Origin of the sequence: Anaerotignum sp. MSJ-24, from assembly GCF_018918145.1 — a bacterium.
Lineage (GTDB): Bacteria > Bacillota > Clostridia > Lachnospirales > Anaerotignaceae > Metalachnospira.
The window spans coordinates 216,945-241,299 of the sequence record NZ_JAHLPX010000004.1; the positions used below are offsets into that span (position 1 = coordinate 216,945).

The window sequence follows — 24,355 nt, forward strand, 5'->3', positions numbered from 1 at the left end:
GAGTAATTATGGGTACGGTAAGATTTATAAATATCGGATACGGAAATGTGGTATCCTCTGAAAAAATAGTGGCTATTGTACTTCCGGACGCCGCACCTGTTAAAAGACTTGTACAGGATGCAAGGGCAAACGGAAACATAATAGATGCAACATGCGGAAGAAAGACAAGAGCGGTTATAATAACCGACAGCGGTCATGTTGTGCTTTCTGCACTTTTGCCGGAAACAATATGTGCAAGAGTACAGAATTATAAGGATACGGAGGAAGAATAGAAATGGCTAAGGGTGTTCTGCTTATTATCTCTGGACCTTCCGGTTCGGGAAAGGGCACAATAGTTGAACAGCTTGTTTCTGAGCTGGGATACTGCGTTTCGATTTCGGCAACAACAAGAAATCCGAGACCGAATGAAAAAGACGGAATACATTATTTCTTCAAGACAAAAGAAGAATTTGAAAAAATGATAGACAACGGTGAACTGCTTGAGCATGCGGCTTTCTGCGGAAATTATTACGGAACGCCTAAAAAATATGTTGAAGAGCAGCTTGAATCCGGAAAAAATATAATACTTGAAATTGAAGTTCAGGGTGCACTTCAGGTTAAGAAAAAGTATAACGATGCGGTGCTTATATTCACAATGCCGCCGACACTTACAGAGCTTAGAAGACGACTGGAGTTCAGAGGAACAGAAACAAAAGAGGTTATTGACGCAAGAATAAATCGTGCGGAAGAAGAGCTTGAATTTCTTCCGGATTACGATTATATTGTAATAAACGATACAGTTGATGAGGCTGTAAAAGATGTTGACTGCATTGTTAAGGCAGAAAGAATGAAATGCAGCAGAAACCCGGAATTGAAAAATAAATTTAAAGGAGTTGTTAATAAATGATACATCCGTCATACACAGAACTTATTGATGTAATCAGCAAGCAGGAAGGCATGGACGATGCTATGCTCAGCAGATATACAATTATAATTGCAGCAGCAAAGAGAGCAAGAGAGCTTACGGACGGTAAACCTCCTCTTGTTACAAATGTTAAGGTTCAGAAGCCTGTTTCTATTGCAGTAAACGAAATTTATCAGGGAAAGATAAAAATTATCTGCCACAATCCCGATAATGATGAGGTTCAGGAAGAACCCGAAAAGGTTGTTTCGGAAATCAGCCTTGATAACTACGGAAACGAAGAATAAAAAATTTAAAGCACTGGTCTGATGACACAGTGCTTTTTTGAAATAAGCAGGTGGTTTGATGTTTGCACAGGTTATTTTGAGCATATCCCATAATGACATAGACAGAGTTTTTGATTATGTCGTCCCGGAAAAATTTGAAGGAAAAGCAAAGCTTGGCATGCGTGTAAGAGTGCCCTTCGGAAAAGGCGGAAATATAACAGAGGGCTATATTGTCGGTTTAAAAGACACTACCGATGTTCCGGAGGACAAAATAAAAAATATTGTATATATGCCGGATGATTTTCCTGTGTTTAATGACACTATGTTAAAGCTTGCTTATTGGATGCACAGGAGATATTTCACAACACTTTCAAGGTGTATTCAGACAATAACGCCCAGCGGCATAAAGGACAAAACCGATTACTATAAAAATGTTAAATATATAAAAATTGGCGATAATTTTGCTGATTCATTGATTAAATACGAAAACAGCAAAAAGAGCGAAAAAAAGCGTTTGATTTTAAAATATGTGCTTGAAAACGGAGAAATGCCGCTTTCTGTACTTAGAAACAGCATAAATAGTGCGGATTATGCAATTAAAACGCTCAGAGAAGAGAAAGCACTTGAGGTATATGACAAAAAGGTTCTTGCTGAGCCTTATATAAACAGCCTGAATGAAGAAAGCTCGGTTGTAGAGCTTAATGATGAGCAGAAAGCCGTCATAGATAAATGGGACAAAGAGCGTATTGCTGAAAACAGGCCGATACTGATTCATGGAGTGACGGGAAGCGGAAAAACCGAAATTTATATGAATATGATTGAGAAAATTATTTCGGAAGGCAAACAGGCGATAGTACTTGTACCGGAAATATCGCTTACTCCCATGATGACAGGAAGATTTATGAAAAGGTTCGGAAACAAAGCCGCAGTTACTCACAGCAAGATGAATTTCAGAGAAAGATTTAACTGTTGGAAAAGAGTACAGGACGGTAATATATCGGTTGTAATAGGGCCTCGTTCAGCTTTATTTATGCCATTTGAAAGGCTTGGAATTGTTATAATAGACGAAGAGCACGAAAAAAGCTATGTGTCAGAAACTTCTCCGGCTTATGATGCGGTTGAAACTGCGGAAAAGCTATGCAGTTTTACGGGAGCATCGCTTGTTATGGGTACGGCTACGCCATCTGTAAGAACATATTACAGATGTACGGAAAATAAGGTTGTGTATATTCCGCTTGAAAAAAGAGCGGTTAAGGGCAGCAGACAGCCGGAAATAGAAATAGTCGATATGCGTAAGGAGTTGGAGGAAGGCAACAGAACGGTATTCAGCAGAAGTCTTTTTGAAAAGATGACCAAAAATCTGGAAAACGGCAGACAGACAATGCTTTTTATAAACAGAAGAGGATATTCAACCTTTGTTTCGTGCAGAAGCTGTGGGTATGTTATGAAATGTACTCATTGCGATGTATCATATAAATATCATGCAACAAGCGGAAAGCTTGTGTGCCACTACTGCGGAGAAACCGTAGCAAGGCCGGAGGTATGTCCGGTATGCGGTTCAAAATACATCAGATATTTCGGTACGGGAACGCAAAAGGTTGAGGAAGAGGTCAAAAAGTATTTTTCGACAGCAAGAGTGCTGAGAATGGACATGGATACCGTGAGCGGAAAAAACGGATACTCAAACATACTGAATAAGTTTGCCGACGGTGAAGCTGATATACTTGTCGGAACACAGATGATTGCTAAGGGACATGATTTTAAAAATGTAACGCTTGTCGGAATACTTGCAGCAGATATGTCGCTGAATACCGGTGAGTTTGATTCCGAAGAAAAAACATATCAGCTTATTACGCAGGTTGCCGGAAGAGCCGGAAGAGCAGAGTTGGAAGGAAAGGTTGTTGTGCAGACATATTCACCGGATAATGAGGCGATAAAGCTTGCCGTAAAAGGAAATGCAAAAGAGTTTTACGAAAGAGAGATTAGCTTCAGAAAAACTCTCGGTTATCCGCCATGCAAAGCAAGTATTTATATAGAATTCAACGGAAAAAATCAAAAGAATACAGCCGAATGTGCTGTTATGGCGGCATATGAATTCAGAAAAAACGAAGAATTTGAGATTCTCGGGCCTGTTCCCGAATATATATCTAAAATAAAGGACGAGTACAGATACAGGCTCATAGTTCATTCGGCAGATGATTTAATGTTAATGAACAGAGCAAGAGAAATATACGATAAACTCAGAGATGAATTTGAAAATCTCGGTGTATATATGAAGCCGAAAACAGAAGGAATAAGGATATGAGCGAATTGCCGCAGTGTTTAAGCTGCGGCAGTTTTTGTATGAAATATATTTAATCAAAATGTAATATTATTTTGATTGCTTATTATTGGAAAATATGATATTATTTTAGTATGGTATCATAGCATTAATAGTATTTTAAGTCGGGTAAAATATGGAATTGATGCTGTAAATACCGTTAATAACGGTTTAAAGGAGGTGTGAAATTATGATGAAAAATTTGTTCAGATATGTTATTACGCTTGTTGTTATGACGATTGCAGTTGTCCTTTTATATTCATTATACAAAGTAAACTTATGGGGAATGCAGAATTATATCGCTGATTATGTTGTAATTCTGTTAGGCATTTTTATCGGAATCATATACTATATATTATTTTCGGACGTTGCTGCTGATGCCATAATGAAACAGCTCGGCATAGCTGAGGGCAAACTTGTAAAAATGGACATGAAAGAGCTTGCGAGCGGTGTTGCAGGTGTTGTTGTAGGTCTTATTATAGCAAACCTTATCGGCATGTCACTTAACGGTTACGGTGTTGTCGGAACAGGTATCACAGTTATACTTAATGTCGTTCTCGGTTTTCTCGGTTACAGGGTTGCAACACGTAAGCGTGACGAAATGGATCTTCCGATGTTTAAATCAAATCAGTCCAAAAGCTACAGCGGACGACCTAAAATTCTTGATACGAGTGTAATCATTGACGGAAGAATACTCGATTTGTTGCAGACGGGATTTATTGAAGGAAAAATAATCATTCCGACATTTGTTCTTGACGAGCTCAGACATATTGCGGACTCTTCCGATTCGCTTAAAAGAACAAAGGGAAGAAGAGGCCTTGACATTCTCAATGAAATACAGAAACAGCTTTCTGTACCTGTTGTGATAAAAGAGTTTAATACAAAGGAAAAAATTGAGGTAGATTCAAAGCTTCTTAAAATGGCTGAAAAGCTGGACGCATTTGTTGTTACAAACGATTATAACCTTAACAAGGTTGCAGAGGTTCAGGGCGTTAAGGTGCTGAACATAAACGAGCTTGCCAATGCAGTTAAGCCTATGCTTGTTCCCGGTGAAGAAATGACTGTTACGGTTATAAAGGCCGGAAAGGAAAACGGACAGGGTATTGCTTATCTTAACGACGGAACAATGATTGTTGTTGAGGGCGGTTCGGGAAAAATCGGCGAAACGCTTAAGGTTGTTGTAACGAGTGTATTACAGACAGCAGCCGGAAGAATGATATTTACAAAAATAGTACCGGAAAAATAATTCGGTTTTGAAGGTGATTTTATGTATTCCGATATGTTTTGCTCGGCAATAATTGTTGCCGGAGGCAGCGGAAAAAGAATGGGAAAGCCCATAGCAAAGCAGTATCTTGAACTTTGCGGAGAGCCTATAATAAAGCGTACGGTTGATGTTTTTTTAAACAGCGGTGCTATTGATGAGGTTATATTGGTTGTTCCGGAAGGCGATGTTGATAAATGCAGAGAGATTTTTGATACAGCCGATAAAATTAAAATCACTGCCGGAGGAAAAGAAAGATATAATTCTGTGTATAATGGTGTTACAGCTGTCAATGACAGCTGTAATATTATTTTGATACATGACGGAGTGAGACCGTTTGTTACGGAAAGTATAATAAACAGTTCTATTGGAAACGCTGTTAAATACGGTGCAAGCATAGCTGCGGTAAAATCCAAGGACACAGTGAAAATATGTGATGAAAACGGATTTGTTGTTTCAACACCGTTAAGGGAAAATGTTTACAGCGTACAGACTCCGCAGACCTTCAAAAGAGAAATAATAGAAAAGTCTTTTGAAAAAGCATTTGAAAGCGGAGTATTCGGAACAGACGATGCAACTCTTGCGGAAAATGCCGGATACAGGGTTTTTATTACGGAAGGCAGCTATGAGAATATTAAAATAACTACTCCGGAGGATTTGATTATCGGTGAAAAAATACTGGAGAGCAGAATGGAGGCATAAGCCATAAAAGAGGTTGATATATATACGGACGGTGCCTGTTCGGGCAATCCGGGAAACGGCGGATACGGCGTTGTTATGCTGTATAACGGAGCAAGAAAAGAGCTTTCGGCGGGTTACAGCAAGACAACGAATAACCGAATGGAGGTACTCGCCGTTATAAAAGGTCTTGAGGCACTTAAGGAAAAATGTGCTGTTAATCTTTACAGCGATTCAAAATATGTTGTTGATGCCATAAACAAAGGCTGGGCGAGAAAATGGAAAGCAAACGGCTGGCGTAAAGCAGACAAGAGCCGGGCACTCAATGTTGACCTTTGGGACAGACTGATAAAACTGCTGGATTTCCATGAGGTAAAGTTCATATGGGTGAAGGGGCATGCCGACAACAAGGAAAACGAAAGATGTGATTTTTTGGCAAGACAGGCGATTTCGGGCGGAAATCTTCTTTCGGACGATAACTATGAACTAAACAGATGATTTATAAGTTTTTTGCAAATAATTAAATGGAAAAAAATTACTTTTATTTATAAATATTTGTTGACATGATTTCCAAAGTATGTTATTCTTCACTTGTAACATTTTATTTATTTACTTTTAGTAGGAGGATTCAAAATGAAAAAAGGTACAGTTAAATGGTTTAATGCAGAAAAGGGATTCGGATTTATCTCAGTACCCGGCGAAGACGACGTATTTGTACACTTCTCAGCTATCCAGGCAGATGGATATAAGACACTTGAAGAAGGACAGGAAGTTGAATTCGAAGTAGTACAGGGTGCTAAAGGTCCCCAGGCTGCTAATGTAACAAAGGCTTAATCTAATATTAGTATCCAGACGACTGTTTAACGGTTTTTGAATATATATATGTAAGGTTATGCTGACATCGGAGATTGCCGATGTTACGAAAATACAACCAAAACGAAAAGACGCTTGAATTTCAAGCGTTTTTTTGTTGTCTATAATGTACCTTTTATGCTGTTGATAATACCTTGCCGGTATAGTAAAATATTCAAGAACAACATAATTAAGAATAATAAAAGAAAGACGGTATACAGATGGACGAAAAATACATAGCACCGGAGAAGATAAAAGTAAGAGGTGCAAGAGTACATAATCTGAAAAATATAAATGTAGACGTTCCGCTGAACAGAATAGTAGGAATTGCCGGAGTGTCCGGTTCGGGAAAGTCCTCTTTGGCACTTGGAGTGCTTTATGCGGAAGGCTCAAGAAGATATTTGGAATCACTTTCGACATATACGAGAAGAAGAATGACAGGTGCGGCAAAGGCCAATGTAGATGAGGTTCTGTATGTTCCGGCGGCACTGGCACTGCACCAAAGACCGGGAGTGCCGGGAATAAGAAGCACCTTCGGAACAGGAACAGAGCTGCTTAACAGCCTAAGGCTAATGTTTTCAAGGCTTGCAAGCCATAGATGTCCGAACGGACATTATGTTCCGCCTACGCTTGCGGTAGCGGCCGAACAGGATATATTCTGTCCGGTTTGCGGCGAAAGAGTAAATCCGCCGGGAGCAGAAGACTTGGCTTTTAACAGCCGTGGAGCCTGTCCGAAATGCAGTGGAACCGGTACGGTAAGAACAGTAGACCGTTCAACTCTTGTGCCCGATGAATCATTGAGCATTGACGAAGGTGCGGTAAGACCTTGGCAGACATTGATGTGGTCGCTTATGAAGGATATTGCAAGAGATTTAGGAGTCCGCACCGATGTACCGTTTTGTGAGCTTACCGATAAAGAAAAGGATATAGTTTTCAATGGCCCGGCAATCAAAAAGCATATGATTTATCAGAACAAAACAAGCGGTGCCGCCGGAGAAATGGATTTTACATATTTTAATGCGGTTTATACTGTTGAAAATGCGTTGTCAAAAGTCAAAGATGAAAAGGGCATGAAACGTGTTGAAAAGTTTCTTAAAGAAGAAACCTGTCCCGAATGTGGAGGTACAAGACTTTCGGAGGCGGCAAGAGCACCGAGAATTATGGGAATAGGTCTTGCGGACGCCTGCAAAATGACGCTTTCGGAGCTTATTGAATGGGTTAAAAAGGTTCCGTCATCTCTACCGGAGGAAATGCGTCCGATGGCGGAAAATATATGCGAATCGTTTTTATCGGTGGCAAGAAGACTTATGGATTTAGGCTTAAGCTATATAACGCTTGACCGTTCTGCATCGACATTGTCAACAGGTGAAAGACAGAGAATGCAGCTTGCGAGAGCGGTAAGAAACAGAACGACAGGAGTTCTTTATGTACTTGATGAGCCGTCAATCGGTCTGCATCCGTCTAATATAGTCGGGCTGAATGCGGTTATGCACGATCTGATTGCCGACGGAAATTCTGTTCTGCTTGTTGACCACGATACACAGGTTTTGAAGGAATCCGACTGGATAATAGAAATGGGGCCGGAGGCAGGGGCAAACGGCGGCTATGTTATTGCGGAAGGAACTATCGGAGATATAGAAAAAAACGAAAAATCAATGATAGGCGAATTTTTATCCGACCATGCCGATACAACGGCGAGAAAAAGATGCAGCTCGGAAGATATGTTCAGCATAGGAAAAATTCATTTATCTACAGACAAAATTCATACAGTAAAGTCATTGGAGGTTGACATACCGAAGGGCAGGCTTACTGTTGTAACAGGTGTATCAGGTTCGGGCAAAACCACACTTATTCTTGAAAGCCTTATACCGGCTTTACAGGCTGAAATAGATGGAACAAAGCTGCCGGAGCACGTTAAATCCATATCGGCAGACGGCATCAACCATGTAAAGCTTATAGATGCAACACCTATCGGAATAAATGTACGTTCAACGGTGGCAACCTATGCAAATGTGCATGATGAGCTGAGAAAGATATTTGCGAAAACAGAGGACGCAAAGAAATCGGAGTATAAAGCCGGAGATTTCTCCTATAATACGGGAAAGCTCAGATGTCCGGTATGTGATGGAACAGGAGAGATAAGTCTTGATGTTCAGTTTTTGCCAGATGTTGATGTGCCTTGTCCGGAATGCAAAGGTTCAAGATACGCAAAAGAGGCATACAGAATACACTATAGAAACAAAAAGGACGAAAGCTATTCGCTTCCACAGTTAATGGAGATGGACATAAATACGGCAATAAAAGCCTGTATCGATTTGAAAACCGTACGCCAAAGACTGGAGATACTGAAAAATCTCGGACTCGGATATTTGACACTCGGAGAGGAAACACCGAGCCTTTCCGGAGGAGAGGCACAAAGACTTAAGCTTGCCAGCGAAATGGGAAAGGGCCAGGAGGATTCTGTATTTATATTTGATGAACCGACAATAGGACTTCATCCGCTTGATGTAAGAACGCTGATAAATGTGTTCCAGACACTTGTTGATAACGGAGCAACGGTTATAGTTATCGAACACGATATTGATGTTATGAAAAACGCAGATTATATAATAGATATGGGCCCGGGCGGCGGTGAAGCCGGAGGAAAGATTGTTGCTGTCGGAACACCGGAGGATATTGTTAATAACAAAAACAGCGTTACCGGAAAATATATAAAGTAATATCATAAACGAAAAACGGAGGAAACATATGCTTATTGATTTTAATAAAAGCAGAGAGATAACTTTACCGGGAATGAACAATGGAACAGGCACGATGTCTGCAAAAATGTATATGGACGAACAGGGAAAAGTTATAATCAGCTCATTGCATGCAGGCGGTTCAATAGGTTTGCACAGACATGAAACAAGCGATGATATTAATTATGTGTTGTCCGGAAAGGGAAAAGCTGTCTGCGATGGGAAAGAAGAATATCTTAGTGCCGGTATGTGTCATATGTGTAAAAAAGGTTCTGAACACAGCATTATGAATATCGGTGACGAAGATTTGGTATTGCTTACTGTTGTTACAGAAAGATAGAATAATGTTGTAATAATAAAGGAAAAGATACGGAACGGCTTATTGACGGAGATAGGCTGTTTCTGATTTTTATGTGGAATATAAACCGTATAATTGTTGAAAACTAAAATAAAACGGCGGTATTTTGTGCAAAAGAAATATTTATTTCTGACATTGAGCAATAAGTTTGTTTATATGCTCATTGTAATGATAAAACTAATGTGATAAAATAATTCAGTTAAGTATTTGTAGATAAACGGTATAAAATGTAAATATTGAAGGAGCAGCAAAATGAAAAAAGTTAGAGAAGACATCAGAAATATTGCCATTATCGCTCACGTTGACCACGGCAAGACAACACTTGTCGATGAGCTTTTGAAACAGAGCGGAACATTCCGTACAAATCAGGTAGTCCAGGAAAGAGTAATGGACTCCGGCGATATAGAAAGAGAAAGAGGAATTACAATACTTTCTAAAAATACAGCCGTACATTACGGAGATATTAAAATTAACATTATAGATACACCGGGACATGCAGACTTCGGCGGAGAGGTTGAGCGTGTTCTTAAGATGGTAAACGGCGTTGTACTTGTTGTTGACGCATTTGAAGGCCCTATGCCTCAGACAAAATTCGTTCTTCAGAAGGCATTAAGCCTTGATCTTCCCGTTGTTGTCTGTGTAAACAAAATCGACAGATTTGAAGCAAGACCGGAAGAGGTTGTTGACGAGGTTCTTGAACTTTTCATGGATCTTGATGCAAATGAAAAGCAGCTTGATTCTCCTTTTGTATTCGCATCTGCAAGAAAAGGTACATCATCACTTGATCCTATGAAGCAGAACGATACAATGAAGGATCTTTTTGAAACAATTATCAACCATATTCCCGCACCCGAAGGAGATGAAGACGAACCTGTACAGGCTCTTATCTCCACAATCGACTACAACGAATATGTCGGAAGAATCGGTGTAGGTAAAATCGAAACAGGTACACTTCATGTAAATGATGATGTTGTACTTCTTAATATCCACAATCCCGAATATAAGCAGAGAGTTAAGATAAGCAAGCTCTATGAATTTGAAGGACTTCAGAAGGTTGAAGTAAAAGAGGCTAAGTTTGGTTCAATCGTTGCTATTTCCGGTATTACAGACATCAGCATCGGTGACACAATATGTTCACCTCTTAAGCCCGAAGCACTTCCTTTTGTTAAGATTGAAGAGCCTACTCTTAGCGTAAACATCAGTGTAAACGACGGTCCTTTCGCAGGTCAGGAAGGTAAATACGTTACAAGCCGTCATATCAGAGACAGATTATATAAAGAGCTTAACACAGACGTAAGCTTAAGAGTTGAAGACACAGAAACAACAGAAACATTCAAGGTAAGCGGACGTGGAGAGCTTCATCTTTCAATTCTTATCGAAACAATGAGAAGAGAAGGTTATGAATTCCTTGTTTCAAAACCTCAAGTTCTTTACAAAGAAATCAACGGAAAGAAATGCGAGCCTATGGAACAGGTGCTTATTGATGTTCCCGATGAATTTGTCGGAGCTGTTATCGAAAAGCTCGGCAGACGTAAGGGAGAAATGACAAACATGACTCCTTCTGCAAACGGAGGACATACAAGACTTGAGTTCACAATTCCTTCAAGAGGTCTTATCGGATATAAAAACGACTTCCTTACAGACACAAAGGGAACAGGTATCATGAACACAATTTTCAGTGGTTATGAGCCTTACAAAGGAGAAATTCCTACACGTACACAGGGTTCTCTTGTTGCATTCGAGGACGGAGATGCGGTTGCATACGGTCTTTTCAATGCACAGGACAGAGGCGACTTATTCATCGGTGCGGGAGTTAAGGTTTACACAGGCATGATTGTAGGAAGAAACTCAAGAGCAGACGATCTTGATGTAAACGTATGTAAGAAAAAACAGCTTACAAACATGAGAACATCAAGCTCTGACGAAGCACTTAAGCTTGTACCTCCAATCGAAATGAGCCTTGAGCAGTCACTTGAATTTATTTCGGACGATGAATTTGTTGAGGTTACACCTTTAAGTATAAGAATGAGAAAAAGAGTTCTTGATCCCGGCTTAAGAAGAAAGATCAGAATTCACGGCTAATGAAGGCTTATATGCCTTAAGAAGAGGTGTAGAATGTCAGCTAAAAAAACTAACAAAGACAAAAAAGGTTCGTTTATTATACAGGCTTCCGTCCTTGCGGCGGCAAGCCTTATAGTAAGATTTATCGGATTTCTTTACAGACTTCCGCTTACCGAATTAATAGGCGACCGAGGAAATGCCATATACAGTGCCGGATATTATATATACACATTTCTGCTGATACTTTCGTCTGCAGGACTTCCGGCGGCTATATCAAGACTTGTTTCCACAAGAATAGCCAAGGGTGAATACAGAAACGCACAGAAGATATTCAGAGTATCTATGATATTTGCCGGAGTTGCCGGTGCAATAGGTATGCTTGTGCTGTTTTTCTTTGCCGAACCGATAGCGAAAATGGTTGATTCACCGAACAGTGTATATTGTCTTCAGACTTTGGCACCGACATTGCTTATTGTAGGCGTTATGTCGGTATACAGAGGTTATCTCCAGGGTATGAATATAATGACGCCGACTGCCGTTTCACAGATATTTGAGCAGGTATTTAATGCTGTATTCAGTGTATATCTTGCATGGGTATTGGTAAAGCAGAGTATTCCTCTCGGAGCTGCCGGAGGTACAGCAGGAACAGGCATCGGTGCACTTGCCGGCCTTATTGTTGTTATGATTTTTTATAACAGAATGAAGCCGGAAATAAGACATAATATGCGTATTGAAGAAAAGGGCATATACCAGGAAACGACAGGAGAAGCCTTTAAAAAACTTGTTGTTACAGCATTTCCTATTATTGCCGGAACAGCCGTATTCAGCATGACAAACCTTATTGACATGAAAATGGTTATGTCCGGACTTATGAGCTCAGGTGCTTTTACAGAAGCAGAGGCAGAGGTGCTTTACGGACAGCTTTCCGGTAAATATGTTACGCTTACAACATTCCCTGTTTCCATATCATCTGCAATGGCTACTGCGGCAATACCGAACATTGCCATGGCAGTTACGGTCGGAAACAAAAAAGAGGTTAAGAGAAAAATAAATACAGCATTAAAGCTGGCAATGATTATATCAATACCTGCGGCAGTAGGTATAGGCGTTCTCGGTGACCAGATACTCAGTATGCTTTTCCCTTCATATCCGGAAGGCGGTGTTCTGCTTAAGGTAGGAGCTATATCAATAGCATTTCTTTCCTTCTGCCAGATAGTAACCGGTGTTCTTCAGGGAATAGGAAAGATACAGGTTCCGGTTATCGGTGCATTACTCGGTGCGGTTGTTAAAATAGCACTCAACTGGATTCTTATAAGAATACCTTCGATAAATGTTGTCGGTGCGGTTATATCAACAGATGTTTGCTATCTTGTCGCCTCAATATTCAATGTTATTATGCTCATGAGGTATACAAAGACGAGAGTTAATTTCAGCGGAGTTCTTATTAAGCCGACAATAGGCTCGATAATAATGGGAATCGGCTGTGTTATCGGTTATAAAGTAATTTCTTTAGTATTCGGCAACACAATATCAACATTGCTTACTATAATCGTTGCTGTAATAATCTATCTTCTTGTTATGATATTCATAAGAGGCATAACCGAAGAGGATTTATTAAGTATTCCGAAGGGAAGAATACTTGTAAGAGTATTTAAGAAAATAGGATTGTTAAAATAAAAGGTTGGTTGCCTATGGAAAAAGCAGTACGGAAGACGCTTAACGCAAATCAATTAAAGCTGATAGCAATGGCCGCTATGACGGTGGACCATGTAACATGGGCAGTATTTCCGGGCTATCGGACCGATTGGTATATTATATTATTACATATAATCGGCAGAATGGCGGCACCTATATTCTGGTTCTTCGTTGCAGAAGGCTATCATTATACACATGATGTAAAGAAATATACTTTACGTTTGTTCTTGTTTGCGATTATTTCGCATTTTGCATATACTTTTGCTTTTGGTATACCGTTTGTTCCGTTTAGGACAACGGTGTTTAATCAGACAAGTGTTATATGGGCTCTTGCTTTGGGACTTGTTTCACTGTCGATAGTTGAAAATCCAGAAATAAAGCAGTGGCAGAAAACGATTCTTATAATATTGATTGCAGTTATAGCCTTTTGTGCCGATTGGAGCAGTATTGCCGTGCTTGCTATTACAGATATAGGAACAAACAGAGGTAATTTCAAAAAACAGATGACGAGAATGATGATATGGGTTGCAGTATACGCTGTTGTATATGCAGTATTCATCAGTCCTGTTTACGGAATCGTACAGATGTTTACTGTGCTGACAATTCCGCTTTTGAAAATGTATAACGGAGAAAGAGGAAAGAGCAAAAATATGAAATGGCTTTTTTATGTTTACTATCCTCTGCATCTGGTTATATGCGGAATAATAAGAATTGCACTCAACGGAAATATAGGAGTGCTAATTGGTGGATAAAAATAAGCTGTCGCAGATTAAAATGCGGCAGCTTATTTTTGTGTATTGATTAAAGTCTTTTATCTTTTTCAAATACTGCATCGAAGGCTTTACAAAGTGTTGCCTCAAAATTATTTGCTTCAAGTGAGCAGATACCTTCGATTGTTGTTCCTCCGGGAGAGCATACCTGGTCAATGAGAGCCCAAGGATGTTCACCGCTTTCGAGAACCATTTTGGCACTTCCGAGAACTGTCTGTGCAGTAAGTTCAAGAGCCTGTTTTTTAGGCATTCCGGCTTTTACGGCAGCTCTTGCCAGTGCGTCTATGTAAAGATATGCAAAGGCAGGTGCGGCACCGCCGAGAACACCATGTATTCCGAAAAGCTTTTCAGGTATTTCCGTTACAGAGCCTATTGTTGAGAAAAGTGCTTTTACAAGCTCTTTTTCTTTTTCCGTTACATTTTCTGTTGTGCAGAAGCCGCTTGTTGAGCAGCCGACCTTTGCGTTGATGTTTGGCATTACACGTACAACGGCAGTTTCATCGCCCAAAAGACCTTTGAGGTAGTCAAGCGTTTTGCCGGCGGCTATTGAAATAACGAGAGGTTTTTTCTCTGCTATTTCAGCCTTTATTTCGGCTGTAACAACGTCTGCAAGAACTGCCGGTTTAACGGCAAGAATAAGTATATCAGATGCTTTTATAACTTCTGATGCTGTTTCGCATGAATTTATTCCGCATTCCTCGGCAAGTTTGTCTGTTGTGGATTTATGAAGGGCACAGGCATATATATTTTTGCCGTCAAAGCTTTTTGTGCCTATTGTCATTCCTTTGATTATTGCACCGGCCATGTTTCCGGCACCTATAAAACCATAGTTCATTGCTGTCACTCCTTATATTGTATAGTATTTGATTATTATACAGCAAAATTATTATAAATTCACTACTATTCAAATATTTTATATATGTTAAAATTAATTACGGAGATGATGAAAATGGAAAGATATACTGATCTGCATACACATTCGGTTGCATCGGATGGAACAAAAACGCCGACAGAGCTTGTTATGCTTGCGAAAGAAGCCGGGCTTACATCAATAGCTCTCACCGACCACGACACAATAGACGGACTTGAAGAATTTAAAGAGGCCGGAGAGACATACGGAATAGAAACGATACCGGGAATAGAGTTTGCGGCGGCATATAAAAACACAGAGCTGCATATAGTCGGACTGTTTATAGATACTGAAAACAAAAAGCTTTTAGAAAGCATGGAGTTTATAGTTAAGGAACGAAACGAGAGAAATGAAAAAATGATTAAGGCACTCAACAGGCTCGGAATGGATATAACACTTGAGGAGCTTGAAGAAAATGCCGGAGGAAATATAATAACAAGAGCACATTATGCAAATATACTTGTTAAAAAGGGATATGTGAAAAATAAGGACGAGGCTTTCAGCCGTTATATATCTTCGGGCAAGCCGGGATATGTAAAGAGAGAAACATTGACACCGGAAAACTGCATAAAGCTCATTCGTGAGGCCGGAGGTGTGCCTGTGCTTGCTCATGCGACATTATATAATTTCAATTATCTTGATATTTTTAATCTTGTCGGCGAGCTGAAGGGCTATGGACTTATGGGAATGGAAACAATATATTCCACATATACGAAAAAACAGGAGGAAGAAATGAGAAAGACCTGTGAGCATTACAAGCTCCTTCAATCCGGCGGAAGTGATTTCCATGGAGAAAACAAACCGGATATTTCGATAGGTATTGGCAGAGGAAACTTAAGAATACCGCAGGAATTTGCCGAAAATATTAAAAAAGCTTTAAAGACAAACTTGTAATAATAAAAATACTCCGTAATAAAATGTAATAAAGTATTAAATTGCGGAGGAGCGGAGTTTGCTGAAAAATAAAAAGAACAAGGAAAAAACAATAAAACAGAAAAAAAGAAACGATAACGGAGAAAAATCTCTTTTGCTATCGGCAATAAAAGGGCTTGGAACTGCGTTTGCCATTACCTGCATTGTTTTTGTTGTATGTGCGTTTGTGATTACATATACGGACATCAAGGACTCATTCGTAGGAATAGTTTCCATAATATGTACGGCTGTATCTGCACTGGCCGCCGGAAAGATATGGGCATCTGCCTTTGGTAAAAAAGGCCTTATTATGGGTGCGATGGCCGGAGCTGTTTACGGAATTATACTTCTCGGCATATCCGTTGTATCGGGAGGCGGTCCGCTTACGCTTGGTGCAGGAACCTGTGTTATTGTTGCGGCGGCAGGAGGCGGAATCGGAGGAATAATAGGAGTAAATTAAAAAGTTTTATATTTGGACTTTGCAAAATAGAGAATATATGATACAATAGATAAAAATATGTATATTTAACATGGGAGGTAATATAAATGAAACACATTAAAACTTTAAATACTGCAATGCTTAAGGAATCTATGGTTAAGGGTGGCTGTGGCGAATGCCAGACATCATGTCAGTCAGCATGCAAAACAAGCTGTACAGTAGCTAACCAGCCTTGCGAAAACAGATAATTTTAATTCAGAAGAACTGAGTGCCGGTGTTAAGCCGGCACTCTTATATTGTACAGACAAACAGAGAGAAACATATAGGTAGAAAGGAAGAAAAATTATGCTGCACAAGTTTTCCATGAACGGTATTAACGTGCTTATGGATATTTACAGCGGAGCTGTCCATGCAGTTGACGATGTAGCTTATGATATAGCTGATTTATATCCGGAAATGAACGCTGATGAGTTAGCAGAAAAGTTTGCGGATAAATACAGCAGAGAACAGATTGACGAGGCTGTTGAAGAGCTCAAGGAGCTTAAGGACGCAGGTATGCTTTATACAGAGGACGAATACGAAGGAGTTCTTGAACAGGTGAAAAACCGTGCACCTGTTGTAAAGGCACTCTGTCTTCATGTTGCACATGACTGTAATCTTAAGTGCCGTTATTGCTTTGCAGAGGAAGGCGAATATCACGGAAAGCGTTCTCTTATGAGTGCCGAGGTTGGTAAGAAAGCCATTGACTTTATAATTGCAAACAGCGGCAAAAGACGCAATCTTGAGGTTGACTTTTTCGGCGGAGAGCCTTTAATGAATTTTGATGTTGTAAAAGAAATAGTCGAATATGGACGTGAACAGGAAAAGCTCCATGACAAGAATTTTAGATTTACAATAACAACAAACGGTATACTTCTTGATGATGAAAAGCAGAAATATATTAACGAAAATATGCACAATGTTGTATTGAGTCTTGACGGACGTAAAGAAGTTAACGACTATATGCGTCCGAGAGCCGGCGGACAGGGCAGCTATGATATTATAGTGCCTAAATTCCAGAAGCTTGCCGAAAGCAGAAATCAGACAGATTATTATTTAAGAGGAACATTTACACACAATAATCTTGATTTTTCCAAGGATGTATTCCATATTGCCGACGATTTAGGCTTTAAACAGGTTTCAGTTGAGCCGGTTGTTGCCGAAGCTACCGAAAGCTATGCTATAACAGAGGACGACCTTGACACAATATTCGAGGAATACGAAAAGCTTGCCGAACAGCTTTACATAAGACACAAAACAGGCGAGAAGGATTTCAATTTCTTCCACTTCATGGTTGACCTTACGGGAGGCCCATGTATAGCAAAAAGACTTTCCGGCTGTGGTAGCGGAACGGAGTATCTTGCCGTAACACCGGAAGGTGACTTATATCCCTGTCATCAGTTCGTTGGACAGGAAGAATATAAAATCGGTTCTGTATACAACGGAATTGAAAATACGGCAATAAGAGAAGAGTTTGCAAACTGCAATGTATACACAAAGCCCGACTGCAAGAAATGTTGGGCAAAATTCTATTGCAGTGGCGGCTGTATGGCAAATGCCTGTCATTATGCCGGAGATATAATGGGTACATACGAAATCGGCTGTAAATTACAGAGAAAGAGAATTGAATGTGCTATTATGATAAAAGCAAAACTCATGTTAGACGAACTCCGTTAAGTCGAAAACAGGTTTTCGACTTGTTTAAATTAATGTATGAACAGCTATTCCATCGACTAAAGCCTTGAAACACGCTGTTCTCCTCGACGGAAGTGAATTCCGTCTGCGGATTCCGCTCGGAAAACACTTCGTTTTCCGAACCTTTCTGCTTAAGAGATTAATTTTTTTATAATAATAAATAATAGGCATACACCGAATTAACGGTATATGCCTAATTTTATGCCGATATTTATTACAGCTTTAATCTATGGAAGGATTTTTTACCCTTCTGGATTGTGAGAATACCGTCTTTGAATGTATCCTCTGTTATTTTGAATTCAATATCGGTAATTTTTTCATCGTTTAATTTTACGCCGCCCTGCTGAACAGCACGTCTTGCTTCGCTTCTTGAAGGAGCAAGCTTTGTGAGCACAAGTGCGGACATAATATCCATGCCGTCACCGAGATCTGCTGCTGTGATTTCGGTTGTAGGGATTGAACCACCTGCCGCACCGCCAGCAAAAAGAGCTTTTGCGGCTGCCTCGGCTTTTTTAGCCTCTTCTTCGCCGTGAACGATTTTTGTAACCTCGTAAGCGAGAACCTCTTTAGCCTCGTTAATTTTACTGCCTTCAAGAGCACTGAGCTTTCTTACCTCGTCCATAGGAAGGAATGTAAGAAGTCTTAAGCACTTTTCAACATCGTTATCGCCGACATTTCTCCAGTACTGGTAGAATTCGTAGGGTGATGTTTTGTTGGGATCAAGCCATACAGCACCTTTTTCTGTTTTACCCATTTTTTTGCCTTCGCTGTTTGTGAGAAGCTGGAATGTCATACCGTATGCAGGCTTCATTTCTTTCTTTCTGATAAGCTCAACACCGCCGATGATGTTTGACCACTGGTCATTGCCACCTAACTGCATTACACAGCCGTAACGTCTGTTAAGCTCAAGAAAGTCATAGCTCTGCATAATCATATAGTTGAATTCAAGGAAGGTAAGTCCTTTTTCCATTCTTGTTTTGTAGCAGTCGGCAGTGAGCATTCTGTTTACAGAGAATAAAGAACCGATTTCTCTTAAAAATTCGATATAGTTAAGGTTTCTTAACCAATCTGCATTATTAACGATGAGAGCCTTATCATCGGAAAAGTCGATAAATCTTGAAAGCTGTTTTTTGAAGCACTCAACATTATGGTCGATTGTGTCAACAGTCATCATTTTTCTCATGTCTGTTTTTCCGGTAGGATCGCCGACCATACCTGTTCCGCCGCCCATAAGGCAGATAGGACGGTGTCCGCATTTCTGCATATGGCTCATTGCCATTACGGTAAGAAAGTGGCCTACATGAAGGCTGTCTGCGGTAGGGTCAAAGCCGATATAAAAAGTGATTTTGTCTTTTTTAAATAATTCCTCGATTTCTTCCGGGTGTGTGAGCTGTTCGATAAATCCACGCTCTTTTAACACTTCGAATGCGTTATCCATTGTTTTCTCTCCTTTAAATAAAATAATTATTTGATGGAATAAAAAAAGCTCCTATCCAAAGGACGAGAGCTGTTCGTGGTACCACCTTAATTCGCATTTACATGCCTTGAGTATGCTGTAACGGGCATAAACCGTGCTGTTGCATAACTCCCCGAATGTAATTCAGACAATATCGTGCTGTGTGCTCACACCGACCGCACACTCTCTGGGCTTGTAACCGATAATGCTTTTTGTCCGGATCAAAGTTTAGTATTAAAATTGAATTTATATTAGCATAAATTTATTTATAAATCAACACTAAATTTAGTGATACAGGTGTATAAAAAAATATACATATGTAGAAAAATATAGACATATGTATAAAAAAGTATACATCATATATTTGGTTAAACAGAGGTTAAATTAAAGAAAAGACGGTTTTAAGACATTTAAAAACAATAATTTTAATACTTTTATAATTATTTTTTAAAAATTATCACAATTTTAAAAAGTTGGCACGATAATTGCTCTAATATAAGTTGTTACAATCGATATAAAGAATCCCCTTTATTCTTGAGTGTAACTTAATTGTTTACTTAAGGTATTCTCCAACCTAATTTTGAAAAATGAAATTGCCGATTCATTTTTTAAACACAAAAAGCCGTTTTTGAAACGGCTTTTTGTGTTATAAGGCGTAGCCTAAGTCGAAATCAGGATTTCGACTTGCTTAAACAGAGGCATGAATAGCTCATTCCATCGGCTAAAAGCCTTGAAACTCGCTATTCTCCTCGACGGAAGTGAATCCCGTCTGCGGATTCCACTCAGAAAACTCTTTGTTTCCCGAACCCTTCCGCTATATCCAAATGGCTTTTTATTTTGTATAGATTTTATTTTGCAATATTTTCCGCTATTTTAACAATCACTTCAACAGCTTTTTTCATTGATTCCAAAGGTATATATTCATAAGGTCCATGGAAATTATAACCGCCGGTGAAAAGGTTAGGGCAGGGGAGTCCCATAAAAGAAAGTCTCGCTCCGTCCGTACCGCCTCTTATTGGCTGGATTTTCGGTGTTACGCCGACTTCCTCCATAGATTTTTTTGCAAGTTCTATAATACTCATATCTTTTTCTATTATTTCACGCATATTATAGTATTGGTCATAGATTTCGATAGACGCAATATTTCCGTAATGCTCATTAAGAAGCTTTACCTTATCCGCAATAAGTTTTTTTCTGTTTTCGAAGGAGTCTTTATCAAAATCTCTTATTATATAATCCAGAACCGCTACGGAAACATTTCCTTTCATATCGGTAAGGTGGAAAAAGCCTTCATAGCCTTCGGTTGTCGCCGGAGTTTCGTCCTTCGGAAGCATTGAAATAAATTCCGAGGCAATGAGCGAAGCGTTGAGCATTACGTTTTTGGCTGTTCCGGGATGTACACTTTTGCCGTGAATTGTTATTTCGGCTGCGGCAGCATTGAAATTTTCATATTCAAGCTCGCCTATTGCACCGCCGTCAACAGTATATCCGAAATCAGCGTCAAAGCTGTTCATATCGAGATAGTCAACACCTTTTCCGATTTCCTCATCGGGTGTAAATATTATCGTAATATCTCCATGAGGTGTATCGTTTTCTATGATATATTCCATAGCCGTCATTATTTCGGAAATTCCGGCCTTATCATCGGCGCCGAGAAGGGTGGTTCCGGAAGAAGAAATTATAGTTTCTCCTATATGGTTTTTAAGAGTAGGGAACTCATCTGGATTAAGCTCTGTTCCGTTAAGCTTAATTATTCCTCCGTCATAGTTTTCCGTTACGACAGGTCTTATGTTAAAGCCGCAGGCGTCCGGGCTTGTATCCATATGTGAAATAAAAGCGATTTTCTTAACCGGTTTATCTGTATTTGACGGCAGAAAAGCATGGACATATCCATAATCATCAACATTTACGTCAAGAAGACCGATGTCCCGGCATTCACCGGCAAGTGCCTCCGCAAAGGCAAGCTGAAAGCTGCTGCTCGGAAAGGTGGACGAAGAATCGTCCGAGGTTGTGCAAACATCAACATATTTTAAAAAGCGTGATAATATATCGGTCAAAATAGTTACCTCCTGTAAAGATTTGATAAAGATATTTTAGCATAATTGTAAATTAGGTGATAGTATGACTTTATAATCATTATACAATGATATGTCCACTTCTACATAAATTATTGTGCTGATTATGGCTGTTTCATGTAAAAAATACATAAAATCACTATATGGTGATAAAATAGGATTGGTTTATATATATAATTTTTAGAAGAATGTAAAAAATACTTGTATTATTTTACATAAAGTATTATAATCTATAAATAAGTGATGAGGATAAATTCATCACACAGTACTTTTACAATTTAATACTTTGACCGTGAATTATCATTGTCATAATGGAGTATTATTGTTGTAGGTATTCTTTCCCATAGTGCATGGGAAAGCGGATATTAGAACAATAGACATTATAATGATTTGTCGGGGATTATGAAATGCTTATTGTTCACCTTTGTTTTAAACAAAAGCGTTTTGGGGAAGACGTGTTTAAAACAGAAAAACGATACAAAGTTTTTATAAGGAGGAATTATTCATGGATATTATTATTTCGTTGATACCTATTCTCATCGTTTTAATCGGTATCATAGTACTTAACAAACCCGCAAAGGTTATTGCTCCGATCGCATTCGTAGTAACAGTTATTTTCAGTATGACATACTTTGGCGTAGACCTTGCTCATATCTGGAAGAATGCGTGGTCAGGTATCATTTCCGGTACTAAAGTTGTTTACATGATTATGGCTGCTTTCTGTATCCTTAACATGCTCCTTGACACAGGCGCTATGGATAAGATCAGAGAGCTCATCATCTCAATCTCAGACGACAGACGTAAACATATCACAATCGTTGCTTTCGGTTTCGGTGGATTCCTTGAAGGATGTGCCGGTGCCGGTACACCTGCAGCTGTTGCTGCTCCCTGTCTTATGGGTCTTGGCGTAAGCCCTATCTATGCAGTTCTCGCATCACTTATCTCAAACGGTATCTGGTCATCATGGGGTGCTGCCGGTCTTACATGTTCAGGTGGTTATGCTGCTATGGTTGCTGAAGGTGCTGGCGCTGTTTACAACATGCCTATGCTTGATACTATGGACACAGCTGCTATCTATAACATGCTTTCAATGGCAACAGCAAGAGTAAACGCTGTTGGTGCTTTAATTTGCCCCTTCGTTATTACTGCTGTTTGCTACGGCAAAAAAGGCTTCAAAGGCCTTGTTCCTTTCCTTTTGATTTCAGGTGTAGTTGGTGCTGCTTGTATGATAGGTGTAACACATACAATCGGTTTTGAGTTCACATCAATTATATCAGGTCTTTTAGTTGTAGTTGTTGACTTCATCTATTGTAAAGCTGTTAAGAGCGATACTCCTGATGAATTCAAGGCTTTACCTCCCGAAACAAAGAGTCCTATTCCTGCATGGAAGGCTGTATTCACATATGCACTCCTTCTTATCGCACTTCCTTGTGCTCGTTTCGGACTTGTTGGTACATACTTATACAAGAGAGGTTTCGCTGTTTGGATCGGTACAACTATCCTTGTAGTTTGCTTCATCGGTTCACTCGTTCTCGGATACACAAAGAACTTCCACAAATGTGTGGCTGTTTCATTCAAGAGCGTTATCGGTGCGTTAATCGCTATGGCATTCTTATCAGGTCTTTCAGAGGTTATGAAGACTGCAGGTATGCTTTCAATCCTTGCTAAGGCTCTTGCAGCCGTAGTAGGTAAGGGATATCCGGCTGCTGCTGTATTTATCGGCTGCCTCGGATCATTCATGACAGGTACTACACTTGGTTCAAATATGATGTTCCATCCTATGCATATTGAGGCTGCTCAGATTCTTGGTATCAGCCCTGCATACACAGCTGCACTCAACTCATCAGGTGGTGCGCTTGGTAACATGATCTGCCCTAACAACGTTATCGCTGTTTGTGCAACTGTTGACTTCCAGAACCAGGAAGGTCTTGTAATGAGAAAGGTTGTTCCTGCTCTTGCAGTTCTTATGATTGCTGAAATGATTGCAGCAATGCTTTACATGTTTGTATTCTTCCCTGGATACTATATGTAATTTGAATTTGCATTTTAATTTGTGAATTTGAAAGGAGATATTTACATGAGCGAAGATAATAAAGCAAAAATGGGGATTGTAGACATTTTATTATTCGTATTTACAATTCTTTGTGCGTTTGTATTTAAATAAGAATTATTCCAAATGGCTCTGTCGTAAGGCAGAGTCCTTTTTTATGCAATAAAAAAGAAGAAGAATAGGGCAGAAAAGCATGATTTTACAGTGAAATAACATAATTTTAAAATTTTTTGAAAAAAGTGTTGACAAAGTATATTCAATAGTGTATTATATCTATTGTTCGCAGCAAGCGGATGAAAAAAATAAAGCTTCATTGATAATGTGGAGAGGTGTCCGAGTGGTTTAAGGAGCTGGTCTTGAAAACCAGTGACTCCGAAAGGGGCCGTGGGTTCGAATCCCACCCTCTCCGCCATTTTTATCGATTTTTCAGCGGAGACTCTTGTGGAGAAGTACCCAAGTGGTTGAAGGGGCTCCCCTGGAAAGGGAGTAGACCGTTAATAGCGGTGCGTGGGTTCAAATCCCACCTTCTCCGCCAAATAAGTACTTCGAAAAAATATTTTAAAAAGTACTTGACATCGATAAAATAATGTAATATAATAATCAAGCTGTCTGATGAGACAGTGAGTAAGAAAAGAATTGATCCTTGAAAACTGAACAGTTGATGGTAAAAAAATTAAACCCAAGTCAATAACGAGTTTATTGAGATTGAGATAAACTACCAAGTAATAAATGGAAACAAAAAAGTCAGAGTTAACTGACAAAGGATTTTAACATAAGAGTTTGATCCTGGCTCAGGATGAACGCTGGCGGCGTGCTTAACACATGCAAGTCGAGCGGAGATATTTAGAAGCTTGCTTTTAAATATCTTAGCGGCGGACG

The 24,355-nt window shown here is 39.5% G+C and carries 21 protein-coding genes, 2 tRNA genes and 1 rRNA gene; 21 read left to right on the forward strand and 3 right to left on the reverse strand.

Annotation, left to right across the window (positions count from 1 at the left end):
• The first annotated feature begins 8 nt into the window (after positions 1 to 8).
• The 13 genes from KQI66_RS04265 to KQI66_RS04325 all read left to right on the forward strand — a co-directional run bounded on the left by KQI66_RS04265 (position 9) and on the right by KQI66_RS04325 (position 13,882).
• A complete protein-coding gene (locus KQI66_RS04265) occupies positions 9 to 272 on the forward strand; it encodes a DUF370 domain-containing protein (RefSeq protein WP_216427435.1) in 264 nt (87 codons plus the stop codon).
• A gap of 2 nt (positions 273 to 274) precedes the next feature.
• Entirely contained in the window at positions 275 to 886 is a 612-nt protein-coding gene (gene gmk / locus KQI66_RS04270; protein ID WP_216427436.1) for a guanylate kinase, read from the forward strand.
• A complete protein-coding gene (rpoZ, locus tag KQI66_RS04275) occupies positions 883 to 1,188 on the forward strand; it encodes a DNA-directed RNA polymerase subunit omega (RefSeq protein WP_216427437.1) in 306 nt (101 codons plus the stop codon). The genes gmk and rpoZ overlap by 4 nt, the downstream gene beginning before the upstream one ends.
• 58 nt (positions 1,189 to 1,246) lie before the next feature.
• The gene (gene priA / locus KQI66_RS04280) at positions 1,247 to 3,472 is read left to right on the forward strand and encodes a replication restart helicase PriA (protein WP_216427438.1); all 2,226 of its coding nucleotides are present in this window, start codon (positions 1,247 to 1,249) and stop codon (positions 3,470 to 3,472) included.
• 205 nt (positions 3,473 to 3,677) lie between these two features.
• A complete protein-coding gene (locus KQI66_RS04285; protein WP_216427439.1) occupies positions 3,678 to 4,733 on the forward strand; it encodes a PIN/TRAM domain-containing protein in 1,056 nt (351 codons plus the stop codon).
• 21 nt (positions 4,734 to 4,754) lie between these two features.
• The gene (gene ispD / locus KQI66_RS04290) at positions 4,755 to 5,450 is read left to right on the forward strand and encodes a 2-C-methyl-D-erythritol 4-phosphate cytidylyltransferase (protein WP_216427440.1); all 696 of its coding nucleotides are present in this window, start codon (positions 4,755 to 4,757) and stop codon (positions 5,448 to 5,450) included.
• A gap of 3 nt (positions 5,451 to 5,453) precedes the next feature.
• A complete protein-coding gene (gene rnhA, locus KQI66_RS04295; protein ID WP_216427471.1) occupies positions 5,454 to 5,924 on the forward strand; it encodes a ribonuclease HI in 471 nt (156 codons plus the stop codon).
• A gap of 135 nt (positions 5,925 to 6,059) precedes the next feature.
• A complete protein-coding gene (locus KQI66_RS04300) occupies positions 6,060 to 6,260 on the forward strand; it encodes a cold-shock protein (RefSeq protein WP_216427441.1) in 201 nt (66 codons plus the stop codon).
• 239 nt (positions 6,261 to 6,499) lie between these two features.
• Entirely contained in the window at positions 6,500 to 8,998 is a 2,499-nt protein-coding gene (locus KQI66_RS04305) for an ATP-binding cassette domain-containing protein (RefSeq protein ID WP_216427442.1), read from the forward strand.
• Positions 8,999 to 9,026: 28 nt separating this feature from the next.
• Complete coding sequence (locus tag KQI66_RS04310; protein WP_216427443.1) at positions 9,027 to 9,356, forward strand: cupin domain-containing protein; 330 nt, start codon at positions 9,027 to 9,029, stop codon at positions 9,354 to 9,356.
• Between the two features lie 270 nt (positions 9,357 to 9,626).
• The gene (typA, locus tag KQI66_RS04315) at positions 9,627 to 11,456 is read left to right on the forward strand and encodes a translational GTPase TypA (protein WP_216427444.1); all 1,830 of its coding nucleotides are present in this window, start codon (positions 9,627 to 9,629) and stop codon (positions 11,454 to 11,456) included.
• A gap of 33 nt (positions 11,457 to 11,489) precedes the next feature.
• The gene (locus tag KQI66_RS04320) at positions 11,490 to 13,112 is read left to right on the forward strand and encodes a putative polysaccharide biosynthesis protein (protein WP_216427445.1); all 1,623 of its coding nucleotides are present in this window, start codon (positions 11,490 to 11,492) and stop codon (positions 13,110 to 13,112) included.
• A 14-nt stretch (positions 13,113 to 13,126) separates the two neighbouring features.
• Complete coding sequence (locus KQI66_RS04325; protein WP_216427446.1) at positions 13,127 to 13,882, forward strand: TraX family protein; 756 nt, start codon at positions 13,127 to 13,129, stop codon at positions 13,880 to 13,882.
• A gap of 49 nt (positions 13,883 to 13,931) precedes the next feature.
• Here the strand turns inward: KQI66_RS04325 and proC are convergent, their stop codons facing one another.
• Entirely contained in the window at positions 13,932 to 14,735 is an 804-nt protein-coding gene (proC, locus tag KQI66_RS04330; protein ID WP_216427447.1) for a pyrroline-5-carboxylate reductase, read from the reverse strand.
• Between the two features lie 114 nt (positions 14,736 to 14,849).
• Here proC and KQI66_RS04335 point away from each other — a divergent pair, with 114 nt between their 5' ends.
• The 4 genes from KQI66_RS04335 (at position 14,850) to scfB (ending at position 17,877) form a co-directional block, all read left to right on the forward strand.
• Positions 14,850 to 15,704: a PHP domain-containing protein gene (locus KQI66_RS04335; protein ID WP_216427448.1), complete on the forward strand. Its 855-nt coding sequence runs from the start codon at positions 14,850 to 14,852 to the stop codon at positions 15,702 to 15,704.
• 58 nt (positions 15,705 to 15,762) lie between these two features.
• Complete coding sequence (locus KQI66_RS04340; RefSeq protein WP_216427449.1) at positions 15,763 to 16,182, forward strand: TIGR04086 family membrane protein; 420 nt, start codon at positions 15,763 to 15,765, stop codon at positions 16,180 to 16,182.
• Between the two features lie 86 nt (positions 16,183 to 16,268).
• Positions 16,269 to 16,409, forward strand: coding sequence for a six-cysteine ranthipeptide SCIFF (scfA, locus tag KQI66_RS04345; RefSeq protein WP_216427450.1), 141 nt, complete (start codon positions 16,269 to 16,271; stop codon positions 16,407 to 16,409).
• Between the two features lie 97 nt (positions 16,410 to 16,506).
• Positions 16,507 to 17,877 carry a thioether cross-link-forming SCIFF peptide maturase gene (scfB, locus tag KQI66_RS04350; protein WP_216427451.1) on the forward strand — a complete coding sequence of 457 codons (1,371 nt, stop codon included), beginning with the start codon at positions 16,507 to 16,509 and terminating at the stop codon, positions 17,875 to 17,877.
• Positions 17,878 to 18,109: 232 nt separating this feature from the next.
• Here scfB and tyrS read toward each other — a convergent pair whose 3' ends face one another.
• Entirely contained in the window at positions 18,110 to 19,333 is a 1,224-nt protein-coding gene (gene tyrS, locus KQI66_RS04355; protein ID WP_216427452.1) for a tyrosine--tRNA ligase, read from the reverse strand.
• Between the two features lie 866 nt (positions 19,334 to 20,199).
• Positions 20,200 to 21,408, reverse strand: coding sequence for a peptidase T (gene pepT, locus KQI66_RS04360; RefSeq protein ID WP_216427453.1), 1,209 nt, complete (start codon positions 21,406 to 21,408; stop codon positions 20,200 to 20,202).
• Positions 21,409 to 21,931: 523 nt separating this feature from the next.
• On the opposite strand from pepT, the gene KQI66_RS04365 reads away from it, so the two are divergent.
• The 4 genes from KQI66_RS04365 to KQI66_RS04380 form a co-directional block, all read left to right on the forward strand.
• Complete coding sequence (locus KQI66_RS04365; protein ID WP_216427454.1) at positions 21,932 to 23,458, forward strand: L-lactate permease; 1,527 nt, start codon at positions 21,932 to 21,934, stop codon at positions 23,456 to 23,458.
• Positions 23,459 to 23,799: 341 nt separating this feature from the next.
• Positions 23,800 to 23,888, forward strand: a tRNA-Ser gene (locus KQI66_RS04370).
• A gap of 31 nt (positions 23,889 to 23,919) precedes the next feature.
• Positions 23,920 to 24,011 (forward strand) — tRNA-Ser (locus KQI66_RS04375).
• Between the two features lie 233 nt (positions 24,012 to 24,244).
• Positions 24,245 to 24,355 (forward strand): 16S ribosomal RNA (locus KQI66_RS04380); the annotation flags it as partial.